This is a genomic window from Amycolatopsis sp. NPDC104587 (genome assembly GCF_055583645.1).
The window spans coordinates 664,412-681,323 of sequence record NZ_JBVJNO010000001.1 but is presented as its reverse complement, the minus strand read 5'-3'; the positions used below and the strand labels follow the sequence as shown (position 1 = coordinate 681,323).

Annotated in this window: 14 protein-coding genes; 9 read left to right on the top strand and 5 right to left on the bottom strand. The window is 69.8% G+C overall.

All coding sequences use genetic code 11. The features are described 5' to 3' along the window. The first annotated feature begins 104 nt into the window (after window positions 1-104). Window positions 105-1,319 carry a cytochrome P450 gene (locus ACZ61C_RS03340; RefSeq protein ID WP_465302305.1) on the top strand — a complete coding sequence of 405 codons (1,215 nt, stop codon included), beginning with the start codon at window positions 105-107 and terminating at the stop codon, window positions 1,317-1,319. Window positions 1,320-1,328: 9 nt separating this feature from the next. Here ACZ61C_RS03340 and ACZ61C_RS03335 read toward each other — a convergent pair whose 3' ends face one another. Beyond that, complete coding sequence (locus ACZ61C_RS03335) at window positions 1,329-2,093, bottom strand: thioesterase II family protein (protein ID WP_465302303.1); 765 nt, start codon at window positions 2,091-2,093, stop codon at window positions 1,329-1,331. A gap of 179 nt (window positions 2,094-2,272) precedes the next feature. Between ACZ61C_RS03335 and ACZ61C_RS03330 the strand changes: the two genes are divergently transcribed. From ACZ61C_RS03330 to ACZ61C_RS03295, 8 genes are all read left to right on the top strand, one after another. After that, entirely contained in the window at window positions 2,273-3,412 is a 1,140-nt protein-coding gene (locus ACZ61C_RS03330) for a serine hydrolase domain-containing protein (RefSeq protein ID WP_465302301.1), read from the top strand. A 126-nt stretch (window positions 3,413-3,538) separates the two neighbouring features. Continuing rightward, complete coding sequence (locus ACZ61C_RS03325; protein ID WP_465302299.1) at window positions 3,539-4,765, top strand: acyltransferase family protein; 1,227 nt, start codon at window positions 3,539-3,541, stop codon at window positions 4,763-4,765. 109 nt (window positions 4,766-4,874) lie between these two features. Further along, window positions 4,875-6,236 carry an aminotransferase family protein gene (locus tag ACZ61C_RS03320; RefSeq protein ID WP_465302297.1) on the top strand — a complete coding sequence of 454 codons (1,362 nt, stop codon included), beginning with the start codon at window positions 4,875-4,877 and terminating at the stop codon, window positions 6,234-6,236. Between the two features lie 35 nt (window positions 6,237-6,271). After that, window positions 6,272-7,831 carry a GMC family oxidoreductase gene (locus ACZ61C_RS03315; protein WP_465302295.1) on the top strand — a complete coding sequence of 520 codons (1,560 nt, stop codon included), beginning with the start codon at window positions 6,272-6,274 and terminating at the stop codon, window positions 7,829-7,831. A 99-nt stretch (window positions 7,832-7,930) separates the two neighbouring features. Beyond that, window positions 7,931-9,115: a macrolide family glycosyltransferase gene (locus ACZ61C_RS03310; protein WP_465302293.1), complete on the top strand. Its 1,185-nt coding sequence runs from the start codon at window positions 7,931-7,933 to the stop codon at window positions 9,113-9,115. Between the two features lie 184 nt (window positions 9,116-9,299). After that, window positions 9,300-10,640 carry a nucleotide disphospho-sugar-binding domain-containing protein gene (locus tag ACZ61C_RS03305; RefSeq protein WP_465302291.1) on the top strand — a complete coding sequence of 447 codons (1,341 nt, stop codon included), beginning with the start codon at window positions 9,300-9,302 and terminating at the stop codon, window positions 10,638-10,640. Window positions 10,641-10,775: 135 nt separating this feature from the next. Then, entirely contained in the window at window positions 10,776-11,234 is a 459-nt protein-coding gene (locus ACZ61C_RS03300) for a nitroreductase family deazaflavin-dependent oxidoreductase (protein WP_465302289.1), read from the top strand. Window positions 11,235-11,302: 68 nt separating this feature from the next. Further along, complete coding sequence (locus ACZ61C_RS03295; RefSeq protein WP_465302287.1) at window positions 11,303-12,079, top strand: acetoin reductase; 777 nt, start codon at window positions 11,303-11,305, stop codon at window positions 12,077-12,079. A 93-nt stretch (window positions 12,080-12,172) separates the two neighbouring features. Here ACZ61C_RS03295 and ACZ61C_RS03290 read toward each other — a convergent pair whose 3' ends face one another. The 4 genes from ACZ61C_RS03290 to ACZ61C_RS03275 all read right to left on the bottom strand — a co-directional run bounded on the left by ACZ61C_RS03290 (window position 12,173) and on the right by ACZ61C_RS03275 (window position 16,709). Beyond that, on the bottom strand, window positions 12,173-12,607 hold the full coding sequence (locus tag ACZ61C_RS03290; protein WP_465302285.1) for a VOC family protein: 435 nt from the start codon (window positions 12,605-12,607) through the stop codon (window positions 12,173-12,175). Between the two features lie 161 nt (window positions 12,608-12,768). Then, window positions 12,769-13,509 carry a DUF899 domain-containing protein gene (locus ACZ61C_RS03285; protein ID WP_465302282.1) on the bottom strand — a complete coding sequence of 247 codons (741 nt, stop codon included), beginning with the start codon at window positions 13,507-13,509 and terminating at the stop codon, window positions 12,769-12,771. Between the two features lie 108 nt (window positions 13,510-13,617). Next, on the bottom strand, window positions 13,618-15,165 hold the full coding sequence (locus ACZ61C_RS03280; RefSeq protein WP_465302280.1) for a GMC family oxidoreductase: 1,548 nt from the start codon (window positions 15,163-15,165) through the stop codon (window positions 13,618-13,620). Between the two features lie 38 nt (window positions 15,166-15,203). Beyond that, complete coding sequence (locus tag ACZ61C_RS03275) at window positions 15,204-16,709, bottom strand: APC family permease (protein ID WP_465302278.1); 1,506 nt, start codon at window positions 16,707-16,709, stop codon at window positions 15,204-15,206. Between the last annotated feature and the right edge of the window lie 203 nt (window positions 16,710-16,912).

Sequence of the window (16,912 nt, the reverse complement as noted above, 5' to 3'; positions counted from 1 at the left end):
GGCCTGACGCCGTCCTGACACGGCGCCGCCCCTCGCCGTGTCAGCGCCGTGTCAGGACCGTCCGCGAAGGTCGGTCGCAGTCACCCACCACGAGAGGAACTCCGATGACCCAGACGGTTCCCGTCCCGAACGGCCTCCCGATGGAGCGCGACGTGAGCCCCTTCGACCCGGGCAGCCGGATCGCGCGGCTGCGGGACGCTCGCCCGGTCAGCCCGATGCTCTTCCCGGACGGGCACGAAGGCTGGCTCGTCACCGGCTACGACGCCGTCCGCCGGCTCATGGCCGACTCCCGGTTCAGCTCGCGCCAGGACCTCGGCGTCCTCCACATGCCGTACGAGACGCCCGGCATGCCCGTCGCCACCGAGCCGTCCCCGCAGATCCCGGGCATGTTCATCACCATGGACCCGCCGGAGCACTCCCGGCTGCGCAAGCGCCTCACCGGCGCGTTCACCGTCAAGCGCATGAAGCAGCTCGAAGACCACATCACCGAGGTCGTCGAGGCGCAGCTGGACGCGCTCGCGAAGCTGACCCCGCCGATCGACCTGGTGAAGGAGTTCGCGCTGCCGGTGCCTTCGCTGGTGATCTGCGAACTGCTCGGCGTCCCCTACGCGGACCGGGAGACCTTCCAGGTCAACTCGGCGAAGTTCCTCGAAAAGGACGTGACGCTCGAAGAGAAGATGGGCGCGTACGGCGCGCTGACGACGTTCCTGGCCGAGCTGGTCACCGGCAAGCGCGCCGAGCCGGGTGAGGACATCCTCTCCGACCTGGCCCGCCACGACGACCTCACGATCGAGGAGCTGACCGGCGCCGCGTTCCTGCTGCTGCTCGCCGGCCACGAAACCACCGCGAACATGCTGGCACTGGGCACTTTTGCGCTCCTGGAGCACCCGGCACAGCTGGCCGAGCTGCGCGAGAACACCGAGCTCATGCCGGACGCCGTCGAGGAGCTGCTGCGGTATCTGTCCATTGCGGACATCTTCTTCCGCTACGCCACCGAGGACATCGAGCTCGGCGGCGAGACGATCCCCGAGGGCTCGACGGTGGTCGTCTCGCTGCTGGCCGCCAACCACGACCCGGAGCGGTTCGACAACCCGGACGCGCTGGACATCCACCGCAAGGCCCGCGGCCACCTGTCCTTCGGCCACGGTGTCCACCAGTGCCTCGGTCAGCAGCTGGCCCGCATCGAGATGCGCGCCGGTTTCGAGGCCCTGCTACGCCGTTTCCCGACGCTCGCGCTGGCCGTCCCGGCGGAGGAGGTGCCGCTCAAGACGGACATGAACATCTACGGCGTGCACGCCCTGCCGGTCACCTGGAGCTGACCGGCGGGCTCAGGCCGCGCGGTCCGCGGCCGACGTCGTCCGCACGACGTCGGCCAGCGCGCTCAGCACCGCGGCCTTCTGCTGCCGGAAGTAGAAGTGGTCACCGGGGAAGCAGTGCATGCCGATCTCGCCGGTCACGTGGTGCTGCCACGCGCGCAGCACGTCCACGCCGAGGGTGTCGTCACTGCCGCCGAACACGGTCAGCGGCACGGACAACGGCGCTTCGGGACGCCATTCGTAGGTTTCCAGGATCGCGTAGTCCGCGCGGACGTACTGCGCGACTCTGGACCTGCGCGCCGGGTCGGTCAGCACTTCGCCGGGCAGGCCGCCGTGGCGCCGCGCCACTTCGTCGAGCAGCTCGTCGTCGGGCAGGTCGCGGATCGGCGGCTCGGCGCGTGGCAGCGAGGGCGCCGGGAAGCTGGACACGACCAGGTGATCCGGCAACCGGCGCCTGAGGCGGCGCAGCTCCCGGGCGACCTCGTACGCCACCAGCGCGCCGAGGCTGTGGCCGAACATCGAATACGGCCCGCCGACCGGGAGGACGTCGACGAGCTCGGCGACGAGGTCGGCCATCCGCGTCAGCACGGGTTCGTCGAGCCGGGAACCACGGCCGGGCAGCTGGACGGCACTGAGCTCGGCGTCGGGCAGCTGCCGCGACCACCGGGCGTACTCCGCGCCCGCCCCGCCACCGTGCGGGAAGCAGAACAGCCGGGGCCGGCCGGGTCGCGCCGGGCCTTGGATGAGCCAGCCGCCGGTCGCGCGCGCGTCCACCATCGTCGGCCCTTCCGTGTAAGGCTTCTCCCCTGACGCCAGCATGATCGCCGCGCCGGCTGCCGGACACCTCCCGGCTTGCGCTCCCGCGCCGAAAACCGCTCGTGACAAGACGTGGTCACCCGCGCACACACGGCACAGTCGGAACCCAAGACTCGCATCGTGGGGTGTCCGGAGGTCCGGTGTTTCGACGAACCGCTGTTCTCGCCGTCGGCGCGGTGGTGCTGATGGCCCTGTCCGCCACTCCGGCGGCGGCCACGCCGTCGCGCTCCAGCGACACCGAGGCGTTGCAGGCAGCGCTGGACGCGGTGCGGGACGCCGGAGTTCCCGGTCTCCTCGCGGAAGTGCGTGACGGCACGAAGGTCTGGCGCGGGGCCAGCGGGGTCGCCGACGTCGCCACCGGCGAGCCGATGCGTCCCGGCCTGGCGTTCCGCGCCGGCAGCATCGGCAAGACGTTCGTGGCGACCACGCTCCTGCAGCTCGTCGGCGAACACCGGGTGCGTCTCGACGACCCCGTGGGCCGTTACCTCGGCGACCTGCTGCCGCCGGACCTTTCCACGCGGGTGACCGTCCGGATGGTGCTGCAGCAGACCACCGGCATCAACGACTACCAGACCACGCTCATCCGGTCCGACGGCGACATCGCGCGCTACCAGACCGAGACCGTCTCGCCGGAACACCTGGTCGCGCTCGGCCTGGCCCTCCCCCGGACCGGCGCGCCGGGCGCCGCGTACTTCTACTCCAACACCAACTACATCCTCGCCGGCTTGATCATCGAGAAGATCACCCACCGGCCGGTCGAGCAGGAAGTGGCCCGGCGCATCACGACGCCGTTGCGGCTGTCGCACACCTCCTTTCCCGGCGCCAACCCGTACCTCGCCGGCCCGCACACCAAGGGGTACGTGCCCTGGAGTGACGGCACCCTGCGGGACTTCAGCGTCTACAACATGTCGTGGGCCTGGACCGCCGGGAGCCTGACGTCGACGACCGCGGACCTCGACCGCTTCTACACCGCGCTGCTCACCGGCCGGGTGCTGCGCCCCGGCCTGCTCACCGAGATGCTGACCGTGGTGCCGAACGACCCGAAGGACCCCGGCGGCGCCGGATACGGCCTGGGCATCGGCCGCACGGTCATGCCGTGCGGCGCGACCTGGGGCCACGGCAGCGCCGTCTTCGGCTACGGCGCCGGCTCGATCCGCCGGGTGGACGGCAGCCGGCAGGTCAGCTTCGCCTACAACCTGACGCGGTACCCGGCCGGCGGCCCGATCGACGTCGCGCTCACCCGGTTCCTGCTGCTCGCCCTCTGCGGCACCGCGAACTGACGCCGAGACCGCACGCGACGAGACGTGCGCACGCCCACGGCTGGCGGATTGTTGGGCCGCATCCAGGTGAGTCGGAGCCGGGGATCCCCCGGGGCGACGCGCCCACGAACATCGGGAGTGATCTGCGTGACCCAGTACTCGATCGACGCGCGCGGGGACGCGCGCCCGGCGCTGACGAGCCTGCGTCTCTTCGGCGCCCTGCTCGTCTTCATCACCCACGCCGCTTACCTGGCGCCGTTCGCGAACGCCCAGCTCGCGCACGACTTCACGTTCATCGGCATCAACGGCGGCCACTTCGGTGTGTCGCTCTTCTTCGTGCTCAGCGGTTTTGTCCTCACCTGGTCGACCGGGGCCGGCTACCGGCTGCGGGACTTCTGGCGCCGCCGGTTCCTGCGGATCATCCCGAACCACCTGGTGACGTTCCTGCCGGCGCTCGGCGTGACACTCCTGCTCGGCGCGACGATCGGCCTCGGCCCGCTCCTGGTGAACTACCTCTTCCTGCAGCAGGCCTGGGTCACCGACGTCACGTTCGGCGCGCCGTCGCCCAACCCGGTGACGTGGACGCTGGGTGTCGAGATGCTCTTCTACCTGCTGTTCCCGCTGGCCTTCAAGCTGGTGCGGCGGATCCGCACCGACCGCGTGTGGCAGTGGTGGTTCGCCACCGGGCTGCTCGTCCTGCTGACCACCGTCGTCGTCGGCGCGATCCTGCCCAGCGGCCCGCCCAGCCCGCTCTTCCCGTCGGGCACCTGGGCCCAGCACAAGGCGCTCCTGTTCTTCCCGATCACGCGGCTGCCCGACTTCTTCATCGGCATGCTCACCGCGCGGCTGGTGCAGGAGAAGCGGTTCCCGAAGATCAAGGTCGGCTGGGCGGCGGCCATCGCCATCGGCGTCTACGCCTTCACGACGGCGTTCCTGCCCGCCTACTACGGCTTCTCGGGCATGTTCGCCTTCCCGGCGGCCCTGCTGGTCGGCTCGGCCGCGACCCGCGACCGCAGCCGCCCGGGCTTCCTGGAGAGCAAGCCCGCGCTCTGGCTCGGTGAAACCACGTACTCCTTCTACCTGGTCCACCTGCCGCTGCTCTCGCTCGGGCTGTTCATCGCCGCGAAGGTGCTGCCGGGCGGCGGGAAGATGGGCGTGCTGCCCGGGATCCTCTTCATGCTGGTCATGATGGGTGTCGCGCTGGTCGTGGCCCGGCTGCTGTACATCTCGGTCGAGCGGCCGGCGATGCGGCGCTGGGGCCGTTCACGCCGCGCGGCCCGCCCGCAGCCGATCACCGGTGGCGGCGAGGAAACCAAGCCGGAGACCGGCACCACCGAGCCGGGCGCCACCGAACCGGGCCGCGCCGCGGCCTGACCGGGGCTGCCCGCAACCGAAGAGACGCCTGCCGGGGTGCCCGGGCGGCACCCTGGCAGGCGAGCACCGAGCCACCACGACCCACTCTCCACCCGGAGGTTCCGTAATCATGGGCAACAACGACTCCCTCAGCGCCGCTGAGCTCGACGAGCTGGACCGTCGCCACCTCGTGCGGTCCATGCAGCGGGGGTACATCAAGGACCGCGTGATCATCACCCGTGGCCGGGGCTCCACGGTGTGGGACGCCGAGGGCAACGAGTACCTCGACGCCGCCGGCGGTGGCGTCTGGCACTCGCCGATCGGTCACGGCCGCCCGGAGCTCGCCGAAATCGCCGCCGAGCAGATCAAGCGGATCGAGTTCTTCACGAGCCTGCTCGAGTTCTCCAACGACAAGGCGATCCAGCTCGCCACCCGCATCGCCGGTCTCGCCCCGGAGGGCCTGGACCGCGTCTTCTTCACCAACGGCGGCTCCGAAGCGGTCGAGACGGCGATCAAGGCCGCCCGGCTGTTCCACTTCCGCCGCGGCGAGCCCGACCGCACCTGGATCCTCTCCCGCCACTACTCCTTCCACGGCGCCACCTACGGCAGCGGCACGGCCACCGGCCTCCCGCAGATGCAGCACGGTGTCGGGCCGAACCTGCCCAACTTCGAGAAGCTGACCCCGCCGTACCCGTACCGGGCCGAGATGTACGGCGGCGCCGAGACGACCGACTTCTGCGTCGCGGAGCTGGAAGAGACCATCGAGCGGATCGGCGCGGGCAACATCGCCGCCATGATCGGCGAGCCGGTGATGGCGGGCGGCGGTGTCGTCGCGCCGCCGGAGGACTACTGGCCGCGGATCCAGGAAGTCCTGGACCGGCACGGGATCCTGCTCGTCGCCGACGAGGTCGTCACCGCGTTCGGCCGGCTCGGCTCCTGGTTCGACGCCCCGAACCGCGGCATGCGCCCGCACATGATCACCCTGGCGAAGGGCATCGCGGGCGGGTACGCCGCGCTCGGCGCGACCGTGATGACCGACGCGATCGCCGACACGATCATCGGTGAGGAAGGCTTCTTCCACGGCTACACCTTCCAGGGCCACCCGGTTGCCTGCGCCCTCGGGCTCGAGACGATCGAGATCATCGAGCGTGAAGGCCTGCTGGGCCGCGCCCGCGAGATCGAGACCGAGCTGCGCGAGGGCCTGGCCGCGCTGAAGGACCTGCCCACGGTCGGCGACGTCCGCGTCGAGGGCACCCTCGCCGCGATCGAGCTCGTGTCGGACCGCGACCACAAGATCCCGGTCGAGTGGCACGTCGGCGACGCCGTCGCGTTCGAGATCCGCGCGCGCCACAACGTGATCGCCCGTCCGTACGCCCACAACCTGGTCCTCGCCCCGCCGCTGGTGTCCACCACCGAAGAGATCGCGCGGGCCTGCCACGCGGTGGCCGAAGTGGTCGGGCGGCTCAGCCCGGCCGGCGACATCGCCCCGTGACCGGCGTGTCCCCCGAAACTCGGAAGGAAGTTCAGATGTACGACTACATCGTGGTCGGAGCCGGCTCGGCGGGGACCGTCGTCGCCACGCGCCTCAGCGAAGACCCCGACAAGCGGGTGCTGCTGCTGGAAGCCGGCGGCCAGGACACGCTGGACACGATCCACATCCCGGCCCTGTTCGGCGACCTGTTCCGCACCAGTGTGGACTGGGACTACGACTCGCACTTCGAGCCGGGCCTCGACCGGCGCCGGATCTTCATCCCCCGGGGCAAGGTCCTGGGCGGCACGAGCTCGATCAACGCCATGCTCTACATCCGGGCCAACCCGCTGGACTACAACAGCTGGAACCAGCCCGGGTGGAGCTACGACGAGCTGCTGCCGCTGTTCCGCCGCGCCGAGGACAACGAGCGCGGCGAGTCCCGCTACCACGGCGTCGGCGGGCCGCTGCGGGTCTCGGAAGGCCGTTCGAACAACATCACCATGACGGCGCTCATCGAGGCCGCCCTCGAGGCGGGCCACCCGGCGAACGACGACTTCAACGGCGAGACGCAGGACGGCTTCGGCCGGTTCCAGCTCACCCAGCGCGACGGCCGCCGGTGGAGCGTCGCGGACGCCTACCTGAAGCCCGCGCTGGACCGGCCCAACCTGACGGTGGTCACGAACTTCCACGCGCTGCGCCTGGTCCTCGACGGCACGCGCGTCACGGGCGTGACCGGCACGCGGTTCGGCGAGGAGCTGACCTTCTCCGCCGAGGCCGAGGTCATCGTCTCCGGGGGCGCCTACAACACCCCGACCCTGCTGATGTACTCGGGGATCGGGCCCGCCGGGGTGCTGGAGGGCGCGGGTGTCGACGTCGCCGTCGACCACCCGGAGGTCGGCCGCAACCTGCAGGACCACCTGTTCGTCCCGCTGATCTACGCCCACGACGAGCCGGTGAGCACGATCGCGGCGGGTGACGCCGAGATGGCCGAGTTCTTCGAGCACGGCACCGGGCCGTTCACCTCGAACGGGCCGGAGGGCGGCGGCTTCATCCGCACCAAGCCGGGCCTGCCCGCGCCGGACGTCTCGTTCTACTGCGGGCCGATGATGTTCCCGGACAGCGGGCTTTCGGTGCCGACCGAGCACGCGGTCACCTTCGGCCCGGTCATGCTGACGCCGGAAAGCCGCGGCCAAGTGTCGATCATCGGGGCGGACCCGACGACGAAGCCGAAGATCGAGCACAACTACCTGACCACGGAGGACGACCGCGTCGTGGCCGTCGAGGGTGTCCGGGCGGCGCTGGAGATCGCGAGCCAGCCGGCCCTGAGCCGCTACACCACACGTGGGTACCAGGTTCCGGCTTCGGACAAGGCGGACGACGTCCTCGCCTTCATCCGCAGCATCGCCCACCCGATCTGGCACGCGGGCGGCAGCGCGGCGATGGGCAAGGTCGTCGACGCCGAGCTGAAGGTGCAGGGCCTGGAAGGCCTGCGGATCGCCGACACGTCGGTGATGCCCACGATCGGCCGCGGCGCGACGAACGCGTCCGCGATCGTCATCGGTGAGCGCGCCGCCGACCTGGTCGCCGGCACCCGGACCGCCCGCAAGGCGGCCTGACGACGCGGCGGGCCCCGGCCGGATCACCGACCGGGGCCCCGCCGCAGCCAGATCCACCCGTTCTTCGCGTCGAAACTCCTACTCCGGGGGTCCACACCCATGCATGTCGCCATCGTCGTCCAGCCGGCCCACGGTCACGTCAACCCGATGCTCCCGCTCGTCCCGGAGCTGCTGGCCCGTGGCCACCGCGTCACCTACGCGACGGGCCCGGAGTGCGTGCCCGCGGTCGCGGCCACCGGTGCGAAGGTCCTCGAGATCCCGGCCAAGGTGCCGCCCATGTTCTGGCCGGAGGGGGCCACCGACGAGCGCGTCGACGAGATGCTGTCGGCGATGTCGACCAGCGTCCGCGACAGCCTCCCGATCCTGCTGCGCGAATTCACCGCCGACCCGCCGGACGTGCTCTGCTACGACCTCACCACCGAAGCCGGCCGCATCCTGGCGAAGATCCTCGACGTGCCGGCCGCGTCCCTGGTGCCCCACTTCGCGTTCAACGAAGCCCTCGGCATGCGTGACGCCATCGCCGTCGCCGACGACTGGACCGCGCAGGACCCGGGGTGGCCGTGGCACAACTACTTCGCGGCGATGAAGGAGACCGCGGCGGAGTACGGCGTCGAGTGGAAGGACGACGCCCTCGAAGGGACGTCGCCGGACGGCCTGAACCTCGTGCTGATCCCCAAGGAGTTCCAGTACGGCCCCGAGACGTTCGACGAGCGGTTCCAGTTCATCGGGCCGCTGGACAACAGCGGGCTGCAGGCCGGGACCTGGGCGCCCGCGGATCCGTCGAAGAAGACGCTGTTCATCTCCTTCGGCACGCTGTTCAACAACAACCCGCAGTTCTACAAGACGTGCTTCGAGGCCTTCGGTGACCTCGACTGGAACATCGCCTTGGCCGCGCACAAGCTGGACGTCGGCGAGCTCGGCCCCATTCCGGCGAACTTCGACGTCCGCCCGCACTTCCCGCAGCTGGACGTCCTCAAGCACGCCTCGGCGGTCGTGTCGCACACGGGCATCAAGACCCTCTTCGACGCGACGACCCTCGGTGTCCCGATGGTGATCGTGCCGCCGGTGCCGATGTGCCAGCTGATCGCGACGCGCGCCGAGCAGGAAACCCTCTCGCGGGTCCTCGACCCCGCCACGCTGGACGCCGCGACGCTGCGCAGCGCGGTCGAAGAGATCACGCACGACGAGGAGATCCTGGCCGGGGTGAAGCGGTACCAGCAGATCATCGAGAACTGCGGTGGCGCGAAGGCGGGGGCCGACGCCCTCGAAGCCTACGCACGCTGAGCCCGATCAGTAACGAACGACGCAGTCCCGCCTTCCGTCGTCCCGGTGAAAACAATGCCCCGAAAACCCACAATCAAGCGCCCCGGAACGTGAGTTTTTTACTCACCGCAATTCCGAGGTGGTCCGTGAAGGTGGTTTCGGAAGACCGTGGTGTCGGACCGAGGCAACGTCTAAGGAGTTCGCAATGCGCGTAGCATTCGTCATCTGGCCGGCTTCAGCACATCTCTACCCCCTGGTTCCCCTCGCGTGGGCGCTCAAGGCGGCGGGCCACGAGGTCGTCGTCACGTCCCACCCCGCGATCGCGGACGAGGTCGCCGCGATGGGCCTGACCCCGGTGTCGATCTGCGAAGCCGACAGCACCCCGCTGCTCGGGCCGGCGTCGCCGTACGTCGACGAGCGCGTCGACCTCAAGAAGATCACCGAAGCACTGGCGTTCACCAAGGACGACCCGGACCGCGAGCACTGGAACGTGCTCACGCAGTACTACGTGCCTTCGATGTGGGACTTCCTGCCCTACCGCGGTGACCCGGCCGAGCCGATGCCCGCGATGGACGGCCTGGTGAGCTTCTTCCGCACCTGGCAGCCCGACCTCGTGCTGTGGGACCCCTGCATGCCGGGCGGCGCGGTCGCGGGCAAGGCGGTCGGCGCCGCGCAGGCGCGCTGGTGGACCTGTCCGGACGTGTTCTGCGCCAGCATCGACCGCGTCAACCGGGTCAAGGAGTCCGGCGTCGAGGTCGACAACCCGCTCGCCGAGACCGTCCGCGGGATGGCGGACCGCTACGGCGTCGAGGTGGACCAGGAGCTGCTCGTCGGGCAGTTCACGGTCAACCCGCAGCCGCCCGCGGTCGGGCCGTTCGTCTCCGCGAAGCCGTTGTCGCTGCGCTGGATCCCGCACGCCAAGCAGCAGGTCATGCCCGACTGGATCTACCCGAAGCCGGAGCGTCCCCGCGTCGCCATCTCCCTCGGCCTGTCCGAGCGGTCGTTCATGGCCGAGGGCTGGGCGCACATCCCGGCGCTGCTGGAAGCCGTTTCGGTGCTGGACATCGAGGTCGTCGCGACGCTCAACGAGAAGCAGCTGTCGAAGGTCGACAAGATCCCGGACAACGTGCGCGTCGTGGACTTCGTCCCGCTCAACCAGCTGATCCAGACGTGCGACCTGCTCATCCACCACGGCGGCATGGGCACGGTGACGCCGGCGATCGCCAACGGCGTGCGGCAGATCGTCGTCGACTTCGTCGGCCACGACATCCACGTGACCCCGGGCTCGGGCGACCGGCTCGGCCGCTCGCGCTACAGCCTCGGCCCGGCACTGGCCCGGTACGTCACGGACTCGGGCGCCGGTCTCGTCATGGACGTCAGCAAGCCCGACCCGCTGGTGATGCGCGAGCAGATCCTGCGCGTGCTGGACGAGCAGCACTTCCAGGACCAGGCCGACCGCCTGCGCAACGACTGGCTGGCGCAGCCCAGCCCGAGCGAGTTCGTCCCGACCCTGGAGCGGCTGGCCGCGCAGCACAAGAGCCGGTAGCCGGAAACGGGAGCCGGTGGCGGGATCGCCACCGGCTCCCGTTCTCCCGGTCGTCGAAAAGATCGAAAAATCAGTTCCTTCTCCGCCCTTGCCGAACTGCTGGCCTTGCCACGCGACGACTGAGAAAATGGAATCATGCCTACAGACGGGGAATACTCGCCGAGTCCGGTCGAGTACATCAGCCAATACGTCGAGAAGTACGAAGTCTCGAACGGCACCGACGGTTACCTGTACAACGACCGGCCGGTCGTCCTGCTCACGAGCAAGGGCGCGAAGACGGGCAAGACGCGCAAGGTCCCGGTGATGCGGATCGAGCACGAGGGGCAGTACGCCCTCGTCGCTTCGTCGGCCGGCTCCGACAAGCATCCCGGCTGGTACTACAACATTTCCAGCGACCCCCGCGTGCAGATCCAGGACGGCTCGGTCAAGGGCGAGTTCGTCGCGCGGGAAATCACCGGGGACGAGCAGGCCACGTGGTGGGCCCGCGCGATCGAAACCTGGCCGGAGTTCGAGGACTACACCCGGATGACCACCCGCTCGATTCCGCTCTTCGTGCTGACCCCGGTCGAGCAGGGCTCCGAATCGGCCGCGTGAAAAGAACCAGAACATCATCAGCAAACCGCCGTGGCCCCGACTGACCACGGATACCTAAGGAGAAGGTCTTGACTCTCGCTGGAAAAACTGCGCTCGTGACCGGGGCCGGCCGGGGCATCGGCAAGGCGATCGCACTGCGGCTCGCCAAGGACGGGGCCAACGTCGCGATCAACGACATCAACCCCGACACCGCCAAGGCGACCGCCGAGGAGATCAACGACCTGGGCCGCAAGACCGTGGTCGTCCCCGGCGACGTGTCCGACCGGGACAAGATCTTCGCCGTCGTCGACGAAACGTTCACCACGCTGGGCTCGCTCGACATCATGGTGAACAACGCCGGCATCTGCCAGACCAAGGAGCTGCTCGAGGTCACCCCTCAGGACCTCGAAGACCTGTTCCGCGTCAACGTCTTCGGTGTTCTGTACGGCATCCAGGCGGCCGCCGAGACCATGAAGAAGAACGGTGGCGGCAAGATCATCAACGCCGCTTCCGGCGCCGGCCACACCGGTGTCCCGGCGTTCTCGGCCTACTCGGCCACGAAGTTCGGCGTCGTGAGCTTCACCCAGAGCGCGGCGATGGAGCTGGCGGAGCACAAGATCACCGTCAACTCCTACTGCCCGGGCATCGTCGACACCGACATGTGGGCGGAGCTCGACAAGGTGCTCGGCGCCAAGCTGGGCAACGAGCCGCGCGAGACGATGACCACGTTCGCCCAGGGCGCCGTCCTGCGCCGGGTCGAGGTGCCGGAGGACGTCGCGAACTTCGTGTCCTACCTGGCCGGCCCGGACTCGGACTTCATGACCGGCCAGTCCGTCGTCATCGACGGCGGCATGGTGATGCGGTAGCCAGTACGCCCTTCCGGCGACCGGCTGCTTTCCCGGACGTTGGCGATGTCGACCTTCCCGACATCGCCGGCGTCCGTTTTTTCGTGCCGCCGGTCAGAACTCCTCGACCAGCCCGACGATGACACCCTCGGGCCCGCGGACGTTGCAGTAGAGGCAGTAGTCGCCGAACCGCGCCACCTCGCCCACGAACTCGGTGCCGATGGCGCGCATGCGGTCGAGGGTCTCGTTGAGGTTGTCGACGACGAACGTGATGCGCGGGATGCCCGGCACGTTCAGCGGCGCCTTGGGCGCGGAGCCCTCGGCCACCGGCTGGCGGAACACCGACAGCTCGATCCGGCCGCTGCCGTCCGGGGTCTTGACGAACGCGACGTCCGACACGACGCCTTCCAGCCCGATGAGCTGGTCGGTCGCCTTGCCTTCGACCGTCGTCTCGCCTTCCAGCTCCATGCCGAGCTCCTGGAAGAACGCGACCGCGGCTTTGAGATCTTCGACCACAATGCCGACGTGGTCCAGTCGTTGAATTCCCATGGTCCCAGTATAGGGGCCGCGGTTACTTTCCGCCGCGCGGCCCCGCAATTTCGGAGGTCCTTCCCGGCGGTGCACCAAGTGAACGCCGAGATGGCGACCGGGAATGGCCCGCAGGCCCTTCCCGATCGCCATCGGAAGGTTTGAATCGCCGAAAACCGGTTTTACTCGTCCGGGTATTCGTCGTGTCGGCGGATCCCCTTCACCGGACCGGAGTAACGGTCTTCCGGCTTCTCCCACGGCTCCTGCCGGCCCAGGGCCGTCAGGTCGAGCGCGTGGAACGTCGAGTCGAACACCTCGGTGCCCCGCGCGTACGTCGAGTACGTGTGGAAGATGCGCTCGCCGTCCCGCAGGAAGACGCTGATGCCGGGCACCTCCATGCCGGGGAACTCGGTCAGGCCCCGCGCTTCGAGGGCCGCGCGGTCCTCGAAGTTGTGGTTCGGCGGCGCCACCTTGTCGTCCAGCGTCACGTGGAAGTCGTAGTTGAAGTCGCTGCCACCCGAGGAGTACCAGTCGAAGTTCCAGCCCATCCGCTCCCGGTAGGCGAGCAGCTTCGCCAGCGGCCCGCGCGAAACGACGGCGATCGTCGTGTCGCGCTGGTTCAGGTGGGACCAGTTGCCGAAGTGGTCGACGAGGAACGAGCAGGCCGGGCAGCCTTCGTCCCAGTCGGGGTGGAACATGAAGTGGTAGACGATGAGCTGACGGCGGCCCTGGAAGAGGTCACCCAGGTCGAGCTTGCCGGCCGGACCCTCGAAGACGTAGGTCTTCTCGATCTCGGTCATCGGCAGTTCCCGGCGGGCCGCGCTCAGCGCGTCCTTCGCCCGGGTGAACTCCTTCTCCTTGACGAGGAATTCCTTGTGCGTGGTGTACCACTCGTCCTGGGAAACGATTTTCGGCAGGCTCATAGCCGCCCCTTCCCTCTCTGGCGACGCGAAATCGGCATCGGCAGCCTACTCGGCCGGCTAGTGCGTTTGTGGCCGATTCTGGGATGAATCGGCCACTGACCGCAACTCCTATCGTGCGGTCTCCCGGATCAGCTCCGCCGCACGTTCCGCGATCGCGATCACCGCCGCGTTCGGGTTGCCGCGCACCCCGGTCGGCATCACCGAGGCGTCGGCGACCCGCAGGCCCTCGACACCGTGCACGCGCAGCCCCGGGTCGACCACCGCGCCGAGCGCGCAGGTGCCGGCCGGGTGGTACGTCGAGTGCGCGTACGCCCGGATGAAGGCGTGCAGGTCCGCGTCCGAGCCCGACTCGGGCACGCGGTACGGCGTCGTGGTGTACGGCGCCAGCGCGGGCTGCCGGGCGATCTCGAGCGCGACCCGCAGCGCCTCGGCCGCGGCGGCCAGGTCCTCGGGCTCGGCGAAGTAGTTGTGCACGATCTTCGGCTTCGCCGTCGGGTGCGGCGAAGCGAGCGACACGCTGCCGCGGCTGAGCGGGGTCAGCATGCTCGGGCCGAACGACACCGCGTGCCCGGTCGGCGTGCCGAGCCCGCCGTCGGAGAACATCACCGGCGCGGCCAGGAACTCCGCGTCCGGGGCGGCCAGCGCCGACGACGTCCGGATGAAGCCACCGGCTTCGGGACCGTTCGAGGCGAGCGGCCCGGTCGCGGACTCCATGTACTTCGCGACGTTCTCCGGCGCGCCCGCGGCGAGCAGGCTGATCGGCTGCTCGTGGGTGTAGACGAGCGGGATCATCGCGTGGTCCTGCAGGTTCGCGCCGACGGCGGGCAGGTCCGCGACCACCGGCACGCCGAGCGCACCGAGCAGGCCGGCCGGCCCGATCCCGGACAGCTGCAGCAGGTGCGGCGAGTTGTACGCCCCGGCGGACACGACCACCTCGCGCTCGGCGCGGACGGTCACCTCCTCGCCGTGGCGGACGCCGGTGACCCCGACCGCGCGGCCGTTCTCGACGAGCACGCGGTGCACCCGCAGGTTCGTCTCGACCGTGAGGTTCGGCCGGCCCGCGGCGGGGTGCAGGTAGGCGGTCGCGGTGCTCTCCCGGCGGCCGTCGCGCTGGGTGACCTGGAACTCGCCGAAACCGTCCTGCTCGGCGCCGTTGAAGTCGTCGTTGCGCTTGAACCCGGCCTCCGCCGCCGCGTCGACGAACGCGGCCGACATCGGGTTCTTCGAGCGGCCGTCGGACACCCGCAGCGGGCCGCCGGTGGCGTGGAACTCCGACTCGCCGCGCTCGTTGTCCTCGGCGCGCAGGAAACACGGAAGCAGGTCGGCGTAGCTCCAGCCCGGCTGCCCCCAGCCGTCGAAGTCGAGCCGGTTGCCGCGGACGTAGATCATGTTGTTCGTGGCGCTGGACCCGCCGAGGACCCGGCCGTGCCCGAGGTAGACGCGCCGGCGCTGCAGGTGCGGCTCCTCGTGCGTGTCGTGGTCCCAGTCGAAGTCGGTCCGGAACAGCTTGGCGAAGCCGACCGGGACGTGGATGTCCTGCTCGGCGTCCGGGCCGCCCGCCTCGACCAGGCAGACGCGGACGTCCGGGTCCTCGCTCAGCCGGGTGGCGAGCACGGCCCCCGCCGAACCGGCGCCCACGATGACGTAGTCGTACATTCTTGCGCTCCTCAAAGGGAAAGTCCGTGGTGGGTGGGTCAGGCGGCGAGGTCGTCGCGCTCCGGCCGGACGAGCCGGACCGGGCCGGTGGCCGGGGTGCCGTCGCCGTCGGGGTCGCGCTCGGCGCCGGCGGCCAGCTCCGCGTACCGCTCGGGCCGGCGCGCCTTCAGCCAGGTGGCGTAGCCGACGCCGACGGCGGCCGCGACGAGCAGCACCCACGGCAGCGAAGCAACAATGGGGTTCTCGCTCCCGGTCAGCAGCGAGAAGTTGCCGATCAGCAGCACGGCCGACACCGCGAGGCCGGCGAAGCCCAGCCCGGGCGCCAGGAACGTGCGCCACCAGTGCCGTCCGGAGCGCCGGGCGAAGAACCCGATCACCGACAGCGCGGCCGCGGCCTGGATCACGATGATGCCGAGCGTGCCGAGGCCGACCATCGTGGTGGACAGGCCGAGGTACGGGTCGGCACCGGCGAGCGCGAAGATCGCGACGACCAGCACGCAGAACAGGGTCTGCGTCAGGCTGGCCTTGTGCGGGGAGCCCGACTTCGGCCGCGACGCGCCGAGGAAGCGGGGCAGCACGCGCTCGCGGCCCAGCACGAACAGGTAGCGGTTCGCGGCGCCGTGCATGGCGAGCATGCCGGCGAACAGGCTGGTGACGAGCAGCAGCTGCATGATCCCGGTGATGGCGGTGCCGAGGTAGTCGTCGCTGAGGTTGAAGAACAGCAGACCCTGCTGCTCGCCGGCGGCGGCCTGCAGGCGGTCCGGGCCGACCGCGCCGACCCCGACCCAGCTGCTCAGCGCGTAGAACACCGACACGAGCACCACGGAGATGTAGGTCGCCCGCGGCACGCTCTTCTTGGGGTTGCGGGCTTCCTCGCCGTACAGCGCCGCGGATTCGAAGCCGATGTAGGAGATGAAGGCGAACATCAGCGAGACGCCGACAGCGGTCCCGAAGACCGTGCCCGGCGAGAAGGAGGCGCTGGGGAACGAGGCGAAGCCGTGACGCGCGATGACGGCGCCGTCGAGCAGCACGAGGATGCCGACCTCGGCCAGCATGAGCACGGCGAGGACGCGGACGCTCAGGTCGATCGCGCGGTACCCCAGCAGCCCCATCAGGAGCAGCCCGACGCCGGCCCAGACGGGCCACGGCAGGTCGAGCCCGAACGCGGCCCCGGCCAGCTGCGCGAAGTAGGCGAACGCGCCGGTGAGCCCCACGGTGGCGGTGTTGTAGGCGATCGCCGCGACCAGCCCGCCGCCGACCGCCGCGCGCTTGCCGAGCCCGGCGCCGATGTAGGTGTAGAAACCGCCGGTGTCGACGATCCGGCGGCTCATCGTGGCGTAGCCGACGGAGAAGCACAGCAGGGTGAGCCCGGCGAACACGAACATGGCGGGGAAGCCCGCGCCGTTGCCGATGGCGAACGCCAGCGGCACGGTGCCGATCATCGACGCCATCGGCGCCGCCGCCGCCACGACGAGGAACACGATCTTCGGGGTGCCCAAGGTGCCGCGCAGCCGGTTTTCCGGTGGTGGGGATGACTGGTTCATGGCTACCTGCAGCTCTCGTTGCCGTTGGGGATGGGCCGCCGCTCGCGGTCGTGTCCAGGGTGGCGCACCCCTCGCCCGGGGGCTTCTCCGTTGCTGCGCCGAAACGACGTCCCCGCAACGTCGGAGCTGACCGGGGAATTCCGTGCGGAATCACCGGGACAGCCTATGAGAAACGCATATGGAGAGTGTGCGGAATGCTTTCT

Bases quoted from the DNA above. Each gene is read 5' to 3' on its own strand.
- ACZ61C_RS03340 (WP_465302305.1), top strand. From the start codon at position 105: ATGACCCAGACGGTTCCCGTCCCGAACGGCCTCCCGATGGAGCGCGAC.
- ACZ61C_RS03335 (WP_465302303.1), bottom strand. From the start codon at position 2,093: ATGGTGGACGCGCGCGCGACCGGCGGCTGGCTCATCCAAGGCCCGGCG.
- ACZ61C_RS03320 (WP_465302297.1), top strand. From the start codon at position 4,875: ATGGGCAACAACGACTCCCTCAGCGCCGCTGAGCTCGACGAGCTGGAC.
- ACZ61C_RS03315 (WP_465302295.1), top strand. From the start codon at position 6,272: ATGTACGACTACATCGTGGTCGGAGCCGGCTCGGCGGGGACCGTCGTC.
- ACZ61C_RS03310 (WP_465302293.1), top strand. From the start codon at position 7,931: ATGCATGTCGCCATCGTCGTCCAGCCGGCCCACGGTCACGTCAACCCG.
- ACZ61C_RS03305 (WP_465302291.1), top strand. From the start codon at position 9,300: ATGCGCGTAGCATTCGTCATCTGGCCGGCTTCAGCACATCTCTACCCC.
- ACZ61C_RS03300 (WP_465302289.1), top strand. From the start codon at position 10,776: ATGCCTACAGACGGGGAATACTCGCCGAGTCCGGTCGAGTACATCAGC.
- ACZ61C_RS03290 (WP_465302285.1), bottom strand. From the start codon at position 12,607: ATGGGAATTCAACGACTGGACCACGTCGGCATTGTGGTCGAAGATCTC.
- ACZ61C_RS03285 (WP_465302282.1), bottom strand. From the start codon at position 13,509: ATGAGCCTGCCGAAAATCGTTTCCCAGGACGAGTGGTACACCACGCAC.
- ACZ61C_RS03280 (WP_465302280.1), bottom strand. From the start codon at position 15,165: ATGTACGACTACGTCATCGTGGGCGCCGGTTCGGCGGGGGCCGTGCTC.
- ACZ61C_RS03275 (WP_465302278.1), bottom strand. From the start codon at position 16,709: ATGAACCAGTCATCCCCACCACCGGAAAACCGGCTGCGCGGCACCTTG.